A 15,302-nucleotide genomic window follows, 5' to 3' on the forward strand; every position below is an offset into this window, starting at 1 on the left:
CCCTCCTTGTCCGGCCCCGACGACGTTGCGCCGTCCCGACCGGCCCCGCCGGATGTCCTGTCGTTGTCGAGATCCCTCCGCGGGTCGCGCCCGCCGCGGACCGGCCCGAAGGCCGGAGCTCCGCACGGTGCGCCCCGCGGATGCCGCGGCCGCGATCCGGCAAGGATCGGGCCGCAGCCATCGCGATCAACGGATCGGCGGGGCGTACATCAGGCCGCCCTTCGACCAGAGCGCGTTGACGCCGCGCGCGATCTTGAGGGGCGAGCCCTGGCCGACGGTCCGCTCGAAGGACTCGCCGTAGTTCCCGACATGCTTGACGATCTGGTAGGCCCAGGCGTTGGACAGGCCGATGCCCTCGCCGTACTTGCCTTCCTTGCCGAGCAGGCGGCGGATGTCCGGATTGGTCGAATTCAGCATCTCGTCGACATTGGCCTTGGTCACGCCGAGTTCCTCGGCGGTGAGCATGGCATTGAGCGTCCACTTGACCACGTTGAACCAGGCATCATCACCCTGGCGGACCAGCGGGCCGAGCGGCTCCTTGGAGATGATCTCGGGCAGAACGATGTGGTCGCCCGGATTGGTCATCTTCAGGCGCTCGGAATAGAGACCCGATGCGTCCGTCGTGAAGGCGTCGCAGCGGCCCGAATCGTAGGCCTTGTTGACCTCGTCGCTCTTCTCGAACACCACCGGCTCGTACTTCATACCCTTGGAACGGAAGAAGTCGGCGAGGTTCAGCTCGGTCGTGGTGCCGGTCTGCACGCAGACCGAGGCCCCCGAAAGATTCAGGGCAGACGTGACGTTCAGGCTCTTGCGAACCATGAAGCCCTGGCCGTCATAATAGTTGACGCCCGCGAACTTGAGGCCGAGCGACGTGTCGCGCGACATGGTCCAGGTGGTGTTGCGGACGAGCAGATCGACCTCGCCGGACTGCAGCGCGGTGAAGCGCTCCTTGGCGGTCAGCGGAGTGAACTTGACCTTGTTCGGATCGTTGAAGATGGCCGCCGCGATGGCACGGCACATTTCGACATCAAGGCCGGTCCAGTTGCCGGAGGTGTCCGGCTGCGCGAAGCCGGTCAGTCCGGTGTTGGAGCCGCATTGCAGAAAGCCCTTGGTCTTCACGTCGTCCAGCGTCCCCGCCGACGCCGTGGTCGCGGCAGCGAAACCGAGCACGGCACCGAGCGCCGCCGTGACGAATTTGGTTTTCATGTTCGAGCCCTTGCTGTTGCCTTCGGAAAAATTCACATCGCATCCCTTCACGGCCGGCGAGCGCGCCCTCCCCCACAAGATCCGTGCCAATCCCGGGGCGCCAGCGCGGCGTCACATGCGCGGCGCAGTCCCGGGCGACATCTGCGGAAGCGGGCATCTCCCATCTGCCCGGAAGGCCCGGACCAACAGGGTTTCGGCGCTCGGCGATCGCGACCCGGCAGAACGCTCCTCCCAAGAAAAGCCTCCTGCCCGTGGATATCACAGGCCAATTCCGACCAGGGGTCAAGGGGAGGCCGGTCGAATCGGGGACTGGGCGGCGTTAGCTGCCTGACAGGCTGGAGACGCAGGGCGCGCGACGGTCGGGAACCCCGTATCTCCGCGCCGGAGCGGCGACACCCGGGCGATCGAACCGACATCCCCTCAATCGGCGATCGCCGGGCGCGCACGGGCCCTGCACAGGCCACCGCCATGCGCGCCCAGTCCGAGCGAGACTGCGATGACCGCGGAGCCGGATCGTCGGTGCGTGCGACGCAGCATCGGTCGATGCGATGCGCCCACTTCCGATGCACATGCCAACCGGATAAGCACCGGCATCGACACGCGCCGGCGGACCGCGGCCGTCGGGGCGATCCGATCGGCAGACGAGACCGGCCGTTCCGGGCGCCGTCGCCCGTCCGCCGGTTGCGTTGACGGGTCTCGAGCCGCGACCGGGCAGGAGGATTGATTGCAGGCCATTCTGTCCTGGATGGGCCGTCACGGCACCGCCCTCTCCGCGGCGTCGGTGTTCACCGGCCTGCTTCTGCCCGATCTTGCGACCCAGGTCAGACCCTGGCTCGGCTCGTTCGTCGCCTGCATCCTGACGCTCGCCCTGTTGATGGTGGAGCCGGCCCGGCTGGCCGGAACGCTGCGCCGGCCGCTTCCCCTCCTGGTCGGAGCCGTCGCCATGTCGCTGGCAACGCCGGCCTTGGTCCTGGGGCTGGAACCGGTCATCGGCCCCGCGCTCGGCCCCGGGCTGATGCTCGGCCTCTACATCTTCGCCTTCGCGCCGCCGACCTTGTCCGCGCCGGCCTTCGCCGCCCTCCTGGGTCTCGACGCCGCGCCGGCCCTGGCGCTGTGTCTCGGCCTGACGCTCGTCGCGCCGGTCCTGATTCCGCTGATCGCCGGCGGTCTGGGCGTCGATTTCCCGGTCGACGCCACCGCCCTGGCCTGGCGCCTCGCCATGATCGTCGGCCCCGCCGTCGTTCTCGCAACCGCGATCCGCGCTGGGCTCGGCAGCGAGCGAATCCTCCGGCACCGGCAATCGCTCACCGGCCTGATGATCTTCCCGCTGGCGATCTTCGCCATCGGCTCCATGGACGGCATCGCCGCGCGCTTCCTGGCCGAGCCCTTCCGCATGAGCGGCATCCTGGCGCTCGGCATCGGATTGGCCGTGGGCGGCATTCTGATCCAGACCGCGCTCTGTCGGCCGTTCGGCCGGTCGACGGCCCTTGCCTTGGGCTGGTGCGGTGGCAACCGCAACCTGGGACTGATCGTCGGGGCGATATCGGGGATCACGCCGGCCGATACATGGGCCTACTTCGCGCTGGCCCAGTTTCCGATCTACGCACTTCCGTTGATTGCCAAGGCGGTATACTCGCGCATCGGCACAAGGGAAGGCTAGGAGGAACAACTATTTCTAGTTTGTACACGCGGTTTGCTCGAAATTCAGGGCTGCCCCACCAATAAGGCATGGCCGAGAACCCGCTCGGATTCCCAATCAGACTGACGGATCAGATCGTAATTTCTTGATATCCTATAACGATACAATGCTGACTTTAAGTTTCCCAGCCCTCGCCCCGGAGTAAAATGCATAAGCATCCGTTCCCGCATGGTTGCCATATATTCAGACAAACCAGCACTTCATACTTAATTTTTTCCGCATGTGACAATGACATGAACTTTCCGCATACAATCATTCCTACGTGTGCTGACAGGTTTTTGCGTCAACATGGATTTTTGTACTACATGTATGTTAGTTTATTTCTTTCCCTGATCGCATTGCATAAAGCGATTTGGTGAACTACCATTCCGGAATGTCGGGCTGTTCATGGGCAATCTGTTGAATGGTTCCTCGACGTTTTCATCCAGTTGTTGTGCATGCGGGCGCGCAACACCTGGGCAACCTGAGTATGACTCTCGGACGGAGATCACCTCTTGATGGCACTTGACGCGACTGTGTTGGCGACAACACCCGCTGGTCTACCGAACGCGGGAGGCCCGCAGCCGACCGCCCTCGTTGCCAACGCCCGCGAAGCCAGCGAGCTGTTGAAGGCAATGGCCCATGAGGGGCGTTTGGTCATTCTTGCCCTGCTCGGCGAGCGGGAGCGATCGGTGACCGAACTTGAGAGCATGCTTGCGATCCGGCAACCGGCCGTCTCCCAGCAGCTGGCGCGCCTGCGCGCCGACGAACTGGTTCAGACGCGCCGGGAAGGCAAGCTCGTCTATTATTCCCTTGCAAGCGACTCCGTTCGGGAAATCATTCGAACGATGATCCGGATGTATCAGTCGTAAGGGAAGGAATGCGGCCCCGCTCCGTCGGCGACAGGTTCCCCGGAATTGCCGGCGGTTTGGGCCAGAGAAGGCATCGTTTGCGGCGGAACCGCCGCGCTTTGGCGACGACGCCCACGATCTTCGAGCCGAAACGGCGTTCCTGTACAACGCCCTCAGGCCCATCGCGATGCAGGCGGTTCGCTCGGAACGCAGACTTGAGTCTCCGCACCGAGCGAACCGCGTGACCGCTGCGCGAGAAGTGAACAGCGCGGCGGTCGACATGGCCTCAGGCCGGATGCGCCGCGTCCGTGGCCTCTCCGTCGAACCGGTCGCCCGTCAGGACACTCGGAACGCCCCGGCCGACCGCCGCGCGACGCCCCCTATCGGATGTCCTTGCCCAGCTTCATGCTTTCATCGAGCGCCGCCAGATTGGCCGCGATGACCGGATTGCCGGCATCCTTGGCGCGTGCCTGCGCGAGTTTGGCGCGAGCCCGCACAAGGTCGCCGCGCAGCAGGTACGAATAGCCCTGATTGTTCAGGATCACCGGATTTGCACCGGCAAGCCGGATCGCCTGCGCATAGGCCCGGTCCGCAAGATCGAACCGCCGCAACCGATCGTAGGAGGCGGCCAGGCCGACCCAGGCCTCGGCATCGCGCGGCCCAAGCTCGACCGCCTTGCGGAAGGACTGTTCGGCCAGACCGAAATGCCCCTCCCGGAAATGGCGCTTGCCGACGCTGACCGGGTCGACCGGCGAGGCGCCCGTCAGCCCGGTCGCCGCGACCGCGCCGGCGTCGTCGACCGCCACGGCGGGCGAGGCCGCGCCGGTGGTGGCCGGTTCGACCGTGGCCGCCGCCGGCTTCAGTCCGGTCGTTTCGGCCTCGCCGCGAACCAGCATGGCGCCGGTTTCGCAGCCGGCCAGCAGCGCCATCGAACAGACCAGACCCAGGATTCGGCCAGCCGACCGCAGATCGAGCGGCACCGGTGCCTGCCCCAGATGCCTGCGCATCCCCATCCCGCCAATCCAGCCCATCCCGTCCACTCCGCACACCGACACGGCCGGCGCCGTGGCGCGGCCCTTTGAGAAGATCTAGAGCACCGATCGGTTAAGAATTGTCGATGCGCCACACGGCCCGGTCAGTTCGAATAGCCCTTCAGCCGGACGTAGACCGGCAGGATCGTCACCAGAAGCAAGACCGGGAAGATGCAAAGTCCCATGGGAATCACAAGCTTGGCTGGAAGCGCATAGGCCTTCTCCTCGGCTCGGCTCAACCGCTGGTGACGCATGTCGTCGGAGTAGATCCGCAGCGCTTCGGTCATGCTGGAACCAAGTTCTTCCGACTGTTGCAGAAGGGTCGCAAAGGAACGCGCCTCGGCGATCCCCAGTCGGTCGCCGAGATGGTCGAGCGCCTCGCCGAGCGTGCGCCCGGCCCGCATTTCGAGCGTCGTCATGGCGATATTGGCCGACAGCGACGGATAGCTCGGGGCGAGTTCCCGGCCGACGCGGTCCATCGCCGACTCCATCGACAGGCCGGCATCGGCGCAGACCACCATCAGGTCCATGAAGTCGGGAAAGCCGGAACGGTGCTGCTCCATGTTGGCCTTGACGCGCTTGCCGAGATAGAAGGACGGCAGCAGGTAGCCGAGGACGCCGAGCCCGCCGAGGAGCATCCAGTAGAGTTGCGGCGTGAGATCCACCGTCGCCAGCGCCCCCGCGGCACCGCCGCCGAAGGCGAGCGCCAGACCGACGCGGGCGACGAAATACCAGACCACCGCCGACGGCTCGTAGAAGCCCGCCTGCAGCAGCTGCCGCTTCAGCTTGGCGACCTGGCGCACGTCGTCGGGCACAAAGTTCTTGGCGACGCGCTCCATCAACTTGCGGCCGGACGCCTGGCTCTCGGCCATCGGCGAGCGCGGATCGTCGACGGTCACGTCGATGTCGAGCGATCCGACCTCCGAGGCACGCCGCCGGATCGTGCCGCGCGACTGGACGAACTGGCCGACCGCCAGGGTCACCGCGACGACGGCGCAGAACAGGAACACGCTCGGCAGGACGACACCGATATCGGTGCCGGCGAGGAGGTCGTCGATCAAATCGAGCATGGCATCCGCCCTCAGACCCGGAAGTTGATCATGCGGCGCATGATCAGGTTGCCGATCATCATCCAGGTCCCGGCGACACCGAGCACGATCTTGGTCACCTTGAGGTGGATGATGCCGCCGTAGAAGTCCGGATTGGTGAAGGTCACCGCGCAGAAGAACAGGATCGGCATCGCGGTCAGCGCCAGCGCCGAGAAGCGGCCCTCCGACGACAGGGCGCGGATCTTGCGCCGCATCTTGAAGCGCTCGCGGATGACGCGGCTGAGATTGGCGAGAATCTCGGACAGATTGCCGCCTGTCGAACCCTGGATGGCGACGGCGGTGACGAAGAGCGGCAGGTCCTCCTGGCCGACGCGAAACATCAGGTTCCGCATGGCGGTTTCGAGGTCGCTGCCATAGGTGACCTCGTCGGCCAGAATGCCGAACTCGGTACCGACCGGGTCGCCCATCTCACGGGCCACCATGGCGATGGCGATCGGCACCGGATGGCCGGCCTTGAGCGAGCGGACGATGATGTCGATCGCGTCGGGGAACTGGGCGGCGAACTTGTTGTGCCGGCGCGCCCTCAGCCAGCGCAACATGAAGAGCGGGACGGCGAGGCCGAACAGCGGCACCGCGATCGCGGCCCACAGGAGCTCCTGCTTCCAGACCCACACGCCGAGCCCGGATGCGACCCCGACGCCGGCCATCAGCAGCGCGACGCGGTAGAGGCCGAGCGTGACGCCCGACTGCAGCACCAGGCGATTGAAGGCCTTGACGCGGGTCATGTAGAAGCCCTCGCCGGTCAACCCGCGCTCACGGCGCAGGATGACCAGGGCTTCCTCGCGGTTGGGCTTGTCGGACAGCACGCGCAGGCGCCGGTTGACTCGGTCACGATAGCTCTCGCCGGTGAAGAACAGGAGATAGATCGCCTCGACCGCCAGAACGGCCGCGATGCCGACGAAGCCGGAGACGAGATAGATCGGATCGATCTGGTCGAGGGCCGGCATGGCTCAGGTCCTCAGAGCGGCTTCGAGGGATCGAAATGGCTGCCGGGGATGTTGATCCCCTTGGCGACCAGCTCGGTGAGGAAGCGCGGACGCACGCCCGTGGCGACGAACTGGCCGTGGATGGTGCCGTCGGCATCGGTCTTCAGGCGCACATACTTGTAGATCTCCTGCATCTGCAGGATGTCGCCTTCCATGCCGGTGATCTCGGCGATCGAGGTGATCCGGCGCTTGCCGTCGCTCATGCGCTGCAACTGCACGATCACCCGGATGGCCGCGCAGATCTGGCTGCGCATCGACGAGACCGTCATCGGCATGGCCGACATGCCGAGCATCTGCTCCAGGCGCGAGATCGCCTCGCGCGGATTGTTGGCGTGGATGGTGGCCATCGAGCCCTCGTGGCCGGTATTCATGGCCTGGAGCATGTCGAAGGCCTCCTCGCCGCGCACCTCGCCGAGGATGACGCGATCCGGGCGCATGCGCAGGGCGTTCTTGACCAGATCGCGCTGGCGGATCTCGCCCTTGCCTTCGATGTTCGGCGGCCGGGTCTCCATGCGCGCCACATGCGGCTGCTGAAGCTGCAGTTCGGCCGCGTCCTCGATGGTGATCAGCCGCTCCGTCTCCGGGATGAAGGCCGACAGGGCGTTGAGCATCGTCGTCTTGCCCGAGCCGGTGCCGCCCGAGATGATCAGCGTGATCTTGCTCTTGACCGCGGCGGCGAGCACGTCGGCCATCTGCTGGCGGATCGCGTCGACCTCGACCAGTCGGGCGAGCGAGAGCTTCTTCTTCGAGAATTTTCGGATCGAGACCAACGGTCCGTCGACCGCGATCGGCCGGATGGCGACGTTGACGCGGCTGCCGTCGAGCAGGCGCGCGTCGCAGAGCGGATGGCTTTCGTCGACGCGCCGGCCGACCGCGGAGACGATCTTGTTGACGATGCGCAGCAGATGCGGCTCGTCCTTGAACCGGGTCGGCGTGCGCTCCAGCATGCCGCGCCGTTCGACGAAGACGCATTCGTGGCCGTTGATCAGGATGTCGGCGATGGAATCGTCCTGCAGCAGCGGCTCGAGCGGGCCGAGCCCGGTCATCTCGTCGATGATCTCCTTGACGAAGATCTCCAGTTCCTGGGCGTTGAGCGCGATCCGCTCGGAGACCACGTATTGCTGCACCAGTTGGCCGACCTGGCGGCGCATCTCCGCTTCGGGCAGTCTTTCGAGCGAGGAGAGATTGATCTCCTCGATCAGCCGCCGGTGCAGACGGACACGGGCGTCGAGCAGCTTCGCGGAGAGACGGGTCGCGTTCGGGTCGGCCTCGGCCGGCGCCGCATTGGGGGCGACCAGGGGACCGGGCGCGGCCGGCGGCGCCTCGACAGCCGGCAATTCCTCCGGGCCGATCGCCATCGCCTCTTCGACCCGCGCTCTCTGCTCGTGCACGTCGGGTCCCTTCAGCGGCGGTGGCGGCAGCGCGGTCTCCGGCGGCGGCGGCAGTTCGTGCACGGTGCCGGCCGCCGAGGGGACGGGCGGCGGCGGGACCTCGTCGATGCGAGGCATCTGGCGGCGGGCGGTGAAGCGTCCGAGCATCGGGGGCATGTCCTCTTCAGGCGCGGCAGACCGACCCGGTCATTTCGCGCCCGTCTCGGCGAAGATGATCTTGCGCATGTCGGTGACGACGTTGGATCCGGCCTTGATCTCCTCGATCGGCACGCCCCGGTCGATCGCCTCGCGCACCAGCCGGTAGTTGTTCGAGACGACGCCGGCCATCATGGTGCCGAGCGCGGCCTCGACATCGGATTTGCGCAGGCCTGGGCCGAACAGGCGCTGCTCGAAGCGGTTGACGATCGCCTTCGGGGTCGCCTCGTCGCCGAGCCGCTCGCGGATCGCCGTCGCCAGCCGGCGCGCCAGGCGCAGGCCGGGAACGGTCATTTCAGTGACGATGTAGAAGTGGTCGGAGCCGACCAGGACGTCGTCGGTCCAGGGAAACCAGGTGCGCGGCAGGTCGATGACCACATTGTCGAAGCGCGTGGAAACGAGATCGAGCAGCCGTGTCACCACGCCCGGCTGGAAGCTGCGCATCTCCGCCGGCCGGTTCGGGGCGGCGAGTACCGCCAGGCCCGAGGCGTGATGGGCGAGCATCATCTCCAGGAGCTGGTCGTCGAGCCGTTCCGGATTGGGCACGATCTCGTCGAGCAGCAGCCGCGGCTCGATGTCGAGATGATCCGCGCAGGAGCCGTTCTGGAAGTCGAGATCGACCAGGCAGGTGGTCGCGCCCGACTTCTTGCCTTCCCTCAGCAGCAGGAAGGCGGTCTCGACCGCCAGTGTGGTCACCCCGACCCCGCCGGCCGCCGGCAGGAAGGTGTAGATCTCGGCTTCCTTGGTCTCGCCGACCGGCCGCGCCTCGACGGCCTTGATGCAGGTCCGCACCAGTTCGGCCGGCTCGACCGGCTTGCGCAGGAAGTCGGTCACGCGGATCTGCAGGAACCAGCGGGCCAGCGCCTCGTCAAAATTCTCGGTGACGACGATGACCGGCACGCGCCCGCCGGTCCGCGCCATGAAGCGCTGCAGGGCGAGCAGTTCCGGGCGGGACCCGGAGTCGAGATAGACCACCACCACGGCGGCAGCCGACGCGTCGACGCGGCCCTCGGCCCGTTCCAGCGTCTCGTTCACGAATTCGACGGTGAACCGTGCACCGGCCCCGAATGCGGCCTCCAGCGCCGGGCGGGAGGCGGTATCGGGAGAAACGACGATCACCTTCAGGGCGATCACCTTGTCCTGGCCCGATATGCGACTGAAGAACATCGTCACTGACTTCCCGGTTCTCATGCCGTACGGCACAACGTCGGATCGCATTCCGCTCTCGCCTGGCAGTCAACGCCCGGGACATTAAGGTCGGATAAACAATGACCGTCCGCCAACATCGCCCGGCTGCGACGGTAAACACGGATCCATCAAGTCGAAGGCGCGTTGAGGCAATATCGATTACAATTTTACACAATGAACGACTTGATGTCTCGGAATGCGCGCGGAATCCCGGAAACCTCCCGGGAACGGGCAGCGACGAGCCTCCGGGACCTGGCCCCAGACGCAAAAAGGCCTCCCGGAGGGCTCCGGGAGGCCTGATGACCGAGCAACGACGGCGGGGTCAGCGCGCAGGAGTGCCGGCGGGAGCAGTCGGCGCGGGGGCCGCCGACGAAATGGCGTTGGTGGTGGCAGGCACCGGCGGCAGGATCATGCCGGTCCGGTAGCGTTCGCCGGCCGCCGCGGAGCGCTGTCCGCTGGTGGTCAGGCGGGTCTCGGCGACGGCGCGCGGCCAGGGATCGATGGTCTGCAGCGCCTTGTTGGTGTTGACCGCGTCGCCGAATTGCATGGTCACCGAATCCTGGTTCTCCAGGCTGTCGGTGCCGCCCGAGCAGGCGCCGAGGGCGAGGACGGCGACAAGGGCGGCGCCCCGGGCGAAACGATCAGCGAAGGACAACACGAGAACCTCCTTGGGGCATGTCGAGGATATGGCCGAGCGGTGCGGGGGCGGCGCCCCCTGGCGGCATGCGGACGGAATCCGCACGGACCTCGCCCTTGCCGCCGGCGAAGAATTCGGGGTCGTTGGCCGCCCGCAGATTGTCGAGCGGGGTCTTGAGCGGCTGGCCGGGAACCATCGGACGCACGAGGCGCGGCGTGACGATGATCACGAGTTCGGTCTCGTTCTTCTGGTACGAGGACGACCGGAACAGGGCGCCGAGCACCGGCACGTTGCCGGCCCAGGGCAGCTGCTGCAGCAGCGTCGAGACGTTGGACTGGAGCAGGCCCGCGATGGCGAAGCTCTGGCCGTCGCGCAGCTCGATCGTCGTATCGGCGCGCCGCACGTTCAGCGACGGCACGGTGACGCCGGAGAGCGTGACCGCGTTGGAATAGTCGAGCTCGCTGACCTCCGGGATGATCTTCAGATTGATCATGCCGTTCTCGAGCACGGTCGGCGTGAACGCGAGGCCGATGCCGAACTTCTTGAACTCGATGGTGACTTCGCCGTTCTTGTTGTTCATCGGAACGGGATATTCGCCGCCGGCCAGGAAGCTCGCCGTGTCGCCCGACAGCGCCACCAGGTTCGGCTCCGCCAGACGCCGGGCGACGCGCTGTTCCTCCAGCGCCTTGATCAGAATGTCGGCGCCGATGCCGTTGCCGAGCACCTGGGCCACCGCAACGCCGAACGGCGTGTTGCCGGAAAGCAGGCCGGAGGTGCCCGACGAGGCGCCGGCCGTCGAGGCGTTGGACGGATAGGCCATCGCGCCGGTCGACGGATTGTGCAGCATCTTCGAGCCGAAGATGCCCCAGTTGAAGCCGAGATCCCGGCCGGCATCGCGGTTGGCCTCGACGAAGCGGACCTCCAGCATCACCTGCTGGGAGCCGGTCACGCCGATCGAATTGATGACCTCGCTGGCGAACTGCTTGGCGATGGTGACGGCCCGATCGGCCGAGACCGCGTCGCGCACGGTGCCCGAAAGCATGACCTTGCCGTTATAGGTCGAAACCGTGATCCGGGAGGTCGGCAGGCGGCGATTGAGCTCGGCCTGGAGACGGCCGGAATCGTGGGCGACCTCGACGTCGATGATCCCGATCAGCTGCTTCTTGGAATCGTAGACGGAGACATTGGTCGTCCCGATCGCGCGGCCGAGCACATAGAAGCTCTTGTCGGTCAGCGGCACCACGTCGGCGACTTCCGGGTCGCCGACCACCAGATCGGCGAAGGGCGCCTCGATGCGCATGGTCTCGGACTTGCCGCGCGTCACGCGGATCTGCTGGACCTTGCCGTCGCCGACACGGACCAGCCGGTCTTCCGCCCGCACCGTCGGCACGGCCGCGAGCAGCGGCCCGGCCAGGACGGCCGCGCCGAGACACAGGGCTCCGACAGTCTTCACCACGCCCCGGAGCCGGAGCCTTCCGCCATCATTCGTCACGTCGCACCCCCGATCGCCTTTCTGGCGACGGCTTCGTTTTCCAACCCGCCGTTTGGCGGCGGTGTCGGACCTTCCCGGACCTACTCCACCTCGGAGCGGACCCCGTATTCCTGGCGCTTGGTGGCGCGGGAGACCGAGACGGTCGCCGCACGCACGCGGGTATTCTTCTGATTGTCGGCCAGGGCCTCGCCGGCCCGGCGCAGCACCAGCGAGATCGTGCCGACCGAAGACGCGAAGGCGACCTTCTGGGCGACACCGGAATGCACCTCCAGCGTGACCGCCTTGGGTACCGCCGGCTTCTCGGCGCGCTGGTCGAAGCTCTGGTCGACGGCGAGCACGCGGGCCCGCTCGACCAGAACCTCGGTGATCGCGTCACCCTCGCCCTGGTGGCGCGTGAGCAGCACGTCGACCCGGTCGCCCGGCAGGACGAAGCCCGCCACACCGTTGACCTCATCGACCTTCACGGTCACCGCCTTCATGCCCTCCTCGATCACCGAGGACAGCGTGGCGCGCTGGCCGGGGCCGGAAATCTTGGCCGGCAGGATCGGTTCGTTCGCCTCGATGGCGACCAGCGCGACCCGGCGGCCCTGCTGGGCGTAAAGCTCGGCAACGGTGCGGAAGGCTCCAGCCGGCACGGCTTCCGCCGGCCAGGCCACTTCCTTCAGCGCGTCGCGCACGATTTCCGCCCCGAAATTCAGCGGTTTGGCCGCCACGACGACGGTCGACGCCGCGACCGCCGGGGCGGACACTTCGATGGTCCGTGCGCGCTTCTCAGCCTGCCGCTCCAGATAGGACTGCGACATGAACACGGCCGCGCCGCCGAAGACGAGCGCGAGCAGAAGCATGACGACGGTGTTGGTACGCAAAACCTGACCTCGATCGGCACCCTTCCCTTCCCCGTCGTCCACCGTGGCGGCGCGCCATAAACAAGTCCTTAAGTGTAAAATTTGCTGATTTTTCATGGTTAACGAATGGCAAACGGCCGGGTGCCGATTGCCTTGGCCCCGGTCGCAACACCGAAATCCGGATTCTTGCGTATCCCGGCGAGGATTTTCTTAACCATTTCGATGAACCGCGGATTCACCGCACCGGGGCGATCCTTCCAGACGGTCGCGAAAGCGCCGCAAACCGGTTCCGGGGCGCGGCCTCGACAGCGCCGCCACACGGGATCCGGTTCCCATGAAGGTCTGGAAGAGCCATTTCGCCACCGTCTCGCTGACCGGCCTCGCCATGGCGGGCCTCATCGCGGCAAAGCTCGTCGCCCCGACCCGGCCGGCCGAGAGCGGCGTGACCACCGTCGCGGCCGACCCGGTCGAGACCGGATCGCTGCCGGCGCGGCGGAGCATCGAGGCGCAGGCCAGGCCGCGCCGGTTCCAGCCGTCGAATTTCAGCGCCGGCGAGGTCAAGCCACCGGCGCCCGCCACCACCACCCAGTCGCTGCGCTTCACCGTGCCGGAGCGCTCCGATTCGGTCCTGCCGCCGGCCGGGCGCTTCGGCGGATCGACCGGCGTCGAGGCCGTGGCGTCCGACGGGACGAGAGGCGGCAGGGCGGCAACGCGCACGGCCAGCCTGCTGCCGCCGGACGGCACCCCGGCCGGCACCGCCGAAGGCGGCCCGACCGAGCGCCGCCTGCGCGACACGCCTTTCGCTCAGGTCGATGTCACCGACGGCCGCAGCTTCACGGCCGCCGGCCGGCGCATCCGGCTCGCCGGCATCCGCATTCCCAACCCGGACCGGACATGCCCGATGCTCGACGGCACGCCCGACACCTGCGGCGGGCGCGCCCGGACCCAATTGGAGCTGTTCCTGCGCAACCGGCCGGTGCTGTGCGCCTTGCCGGCAGACCAGCCGAAAGGCACCGTCGAGGCACGCTGCCGCGTCGGCGCGGTCGATCTGTCCGAATGGATGGTCCGGTCGGGCTGGGCCGAGCCGGCCGGCGAGCCGGATGCTGCGCTCACCCGCGCGGCCGCCGATGCCAAGCGCCGGAGGGTCGGTCTGTGGCGCGCGTGAAGCCGTCCGACGAGGCTGCGCAGAAGTGCCCGCGCCGTCCCTGACGACCGCACGCCAGGACCGGGTGTCCGCCCTCCATCCGATATGCCGAACGGCCGCCGCGGGACCGTCCGCCTCGGGCGTCAGCCCGCGCCGATCTCCGCCAGGGCGGACCGGAGGCTCAGCCCGAACAGGACGGCGATTTCCTCCAGTTCGGCCTCGGTGGCGATATAGGGCGGCGCCAGGATGACCGTGTCGCCGGCCGTGCCGTCGACATTGCCGCCGGAGGGATAGCAGATCAGGCCGCGCTCGAAGGCGGCGTTGCGGATGCGGATATAGAGCTTCTCGGCCGGATCGAACGGCGTCTTCAGGGCCCGATCGGCGACCAGTTCGACGCCGACGAAGAACCCGCGGCCGCGCAGGTCGCCGACCGCCTCGATGCCGTCGAGCTCGCGCCTCAACAGGTTCATGAATACCGGCCCGAGCTCGTGGACGCGCTCGACCAGCCTTTCGCGCCGCATGATGGTCTGCACCGCGACGCCGGCCGCGCAGGCGGCGGTGTGGCCCGTGAAGGTGTGGCCGGTCAGCACGCCGCCATAGACCCGGTCGATCGGCTCGGCGACGCGCTGGTGGTAGACGGTCGCGCCGAGCGGCAGGAAGCCGCCGCCGAGGCCCTTGGCGACGGTCATGATGTCCGGCTCGACGCCGTCATGGGCGAGCGCCCGCCAGGTGCCGCAACGCCCGGCGCCGCACATCACCTCGTCGGCGATCATCAGCACGCCGTAGCGGTCGCAAACCGCCCGCATCGCGGCCGCATAGCCCGGTGGCGCCGGCACGACGCCGCCGGCCGCACCAACGACGGGCTCGAACACGAAGGCGGCGACGGCATCCGGGCCGATCCGCAGAATGGTCTCCTCGAATTCGGCGGCGTACCAGGCCGGCAGGGCGTCCGGCGCGACGCCTTCGGGCGGCCGATAGGCGTTGGCCGGCGAGATCAGCGCACCGCCTTCGATCAGGGCGCCTTCATAGGGCGCGCGACGCTCGCGAAAGCCCGAGATCGACAGGGCGCCGAGCGTGTTGCCGTGCCAGGAGCGCTCGCGCGAGATGAAGCGCCGCCGCGTCATGTCCCCGCGGGCCGCATGATACTGCAGCGCGATCTTCAGGGCCGACTCGACCGCTTCCGAGCCTCCGGAGACGAACACCATGCGCGTCAGCCCGCCGCCGCAAGCCCCCGCCACCAGGGCGGTCAGTTCCTCGAGCGGGTCGCTGGTGAAAGTGTAGCGATAGCCGTGGGCGATCCGGTCGAGCTGTGCCGCGATGGCTGCATTGACCTCACGGTTGCCATGGCCGAGGCAATAGACCGCCGGCCCGCCGGAGCCGTCGATGTAGCGCTTGCCGTTGGTGTCGTAGACCGACAGCCCCTCGCCCCAGGCGACCTTCGGCAGGGCGGAAGCCGCGATCGAGATCGTGGCCTTGGGCTGGACGGTCATGGGCGCGGCTCCTGGCGAGGGCGGTCGTCTGAGGCCGATGACGCTGCGCCGGGCGTCGA

The 15,302-nt window shown here is 67.4% G+C and carries 13 protein-coding genes; 3 read left to right on the top strand and 10 right to left on the bottom strand.

Going from position 1 to position 15,302, the window contains the following annotated elements; all coding sequences use genetic code 11:
- Positions 1–186: 186 nt before the first annotated feature.
- A complete protein-coding gene (locus tag ABB55_RS01730) occupies positions 187–1,206 on the bottom strand; it encodes an amino acid ABC transporter substrate-binding protein (RefSeq protein ID WP_054361782.1) in 1,020 nt (339 codons plus the stop codon).
- A gap of 724 nt (positions 1,207–1,930) precedes the next feature.
- On the opposite strand from ABB55_RS01730, the gene ABB55_RS01735 reads away from it, so the two are divergent.
- Complete coding sequence (locus tag ABB55_RS01735; protein ID WP_054357260.1) at positions 1,931–2,866, top strand: hypothetical protein; 936 nt, start codon at positions 1,931–1,933, stop codon at positions 2,864–2,866.
- A gap of 536 nt (positions 2,867–3,402) precedes the next feature.
- On the top strand, positions 3,403–3,756 hold the full coding sequence (locus tag ABB55_RS01740; RefSeq protein ID WP_054361783.1) for an ArsR/SmtB family transcription factor: 354 nt from the start codon (positions 3,403–3,405) through the stop codon (positions 3,754–3,756).
- Positions 3,757–4,115: 359 nt separating this feature from the next.
- Here ABB55_RS01740 and ABB55_RS01745 read toward each other — a convergent pair whose 3' ends face one another.
- The 8 genes from ABB55_RS01745 to cpaB form a co-directional block, all read right to left on the bottom strand.
- Positions 4,116–4,742 (bottom strand): tetratricopeptide repeat protein, encoded by a 627-nt coding sequence (locus ABB55_RS01745; protein ID WP_244471949.1) that lies wholly within the window; start codon positions 4,740–4,742, stop codon positions 4,116–4,118.
- Between the two features lie 128 nt (positions 4,743–4,870).
- On the bottom strand, positions 4,871–5,836 hold the full coding sequence (locus tag ABB55_RS01750) for a type II secretion system F family protein (protein ID WP_054357261.1): 966 nt from the start codon (positions 5,834–5,836) through the stop codon (positions 4,871–4,873).
- A gap of 11 nt (positions 5,837–5,847) precedes the next feature.
- Positions 5,848–6,822 (bottom strand): type II secretion system F family protein, encoded by a 975-nt coding sequence (locus tag ABB55_RS01755; protein WP_054357262.1) that lies wholly within the window; start codon positions 6,820–6,822, stop codon positions 5,848–5,850.
- A gap of 11 nt (positions 6,823–6,833) precedes the next feature.
- Positions 6,834–8,219: a TadA family conjugal transfer-associated ATPase gene (locus tag ABB55_RS01760; RefSeq protein ID WP_200912080.1), complete on the bottom strand. Its 1,386-nt coding sequence runs from the start codon at positions 8,217–8,219 to the stop codon at positions 6,834–6,836.
- A 219-nt stretch (positions 8,220–8,438) separates the two neighbouring features.
- Positions 8,439–9,614 carry a CpaE/TadZ family protein gene (locus ABB55_RS01765; protein ID WP_054357264.1) on the bottom strand — a complete coding sequence of 392 codons (1,176 nt, stop codon included), beginning with the start codon at positions 9,612–9,614 and terminating at the stop codon, positions 8,439–8,441.
- Between the two features lie 343 nt (positions 9,615–9,957).
- Positions 9,958–10,293 (bottom strand): hypothetical protein, encoded by a 336-nt coding sequence (locus ABB55_RS01770; RefSeq protein ID WP_140939943.1) that lies wholly within the window; start codon positions 10,291–10,293, stop codon positions 9,958–9,960.
- Positions 10,277–11,728, bottom strand: a complete 1,452-nt coding sequence (locus ABB55_RS01775) for a type II and III secretion system protein family protein (protein ID WP_054357266.1) — start codon at positions 11,726–11,728, stop codon at positions 10,277–10,279. The genes ABB55_RS01770 and ABB55_RS01775 overlap by 17 nt, the downstream gene beginning before the upstream one ends.
- Positions 11,729–11,844: 116 nt before the next feature.
- Positions 11,845–12,630, bottom strand: a complete 786-nt coding sequence (cpaB, locus tag ABB55_RS01780; protein ID WP_160321139.1) for a Flp pilus assembly protein CpaB — start codon at positions 12,628–12,630, stop codon at positions 11,845–11,847.
- A 313-nt stretch (positions 12,631–12,943) separates the two neighbouring features.
- On the opposite strand from cpaB, the gene ABB55_RS01785 reads away from it, so the two are divergent.
- Positions 12,944–13,774: a thermonuclease family protein gene (locus ABB55_RS01785; protein ID WP_054357267.1), complete on the top strand. Its 831-nt coding sequence runs from the start codon at positions 12,944–12,946 to the stop codon at positions 13,772–13,774.
- A 122-nt stretch (positions 13,775–13,896) separates the two neighbouring features.
- Here the strand turns inward: ABB55_RS01785 and ABB55_RS01790 are convergent, their stop codons facing one another.
- Positions 13,897–15,243, bottom strand: a complete 1,347-nt coding sequence (locus ABB55_RS01790) for an aspartate aminotransferase family protein (RefSeq protein ID WP_054357268.1) — start codon at positions 15,241–15,243, stop codon at positions 13,897–13,899.
- Positions 15,244–15,302 lie beyond the last annotated feature (59 nt).

The organism is Prosthecodimorpha hirschii (genome assembly GCF_001305515.1).
Taxonomy (GTDB): domain Bacteria; phylum Pseudomonadota; class Alphaproteobacteria; order Rhizobiales; family Ancalomicrobiaceae; genus Prosthecodimorpha; species Prosthecodimorpha hirschii.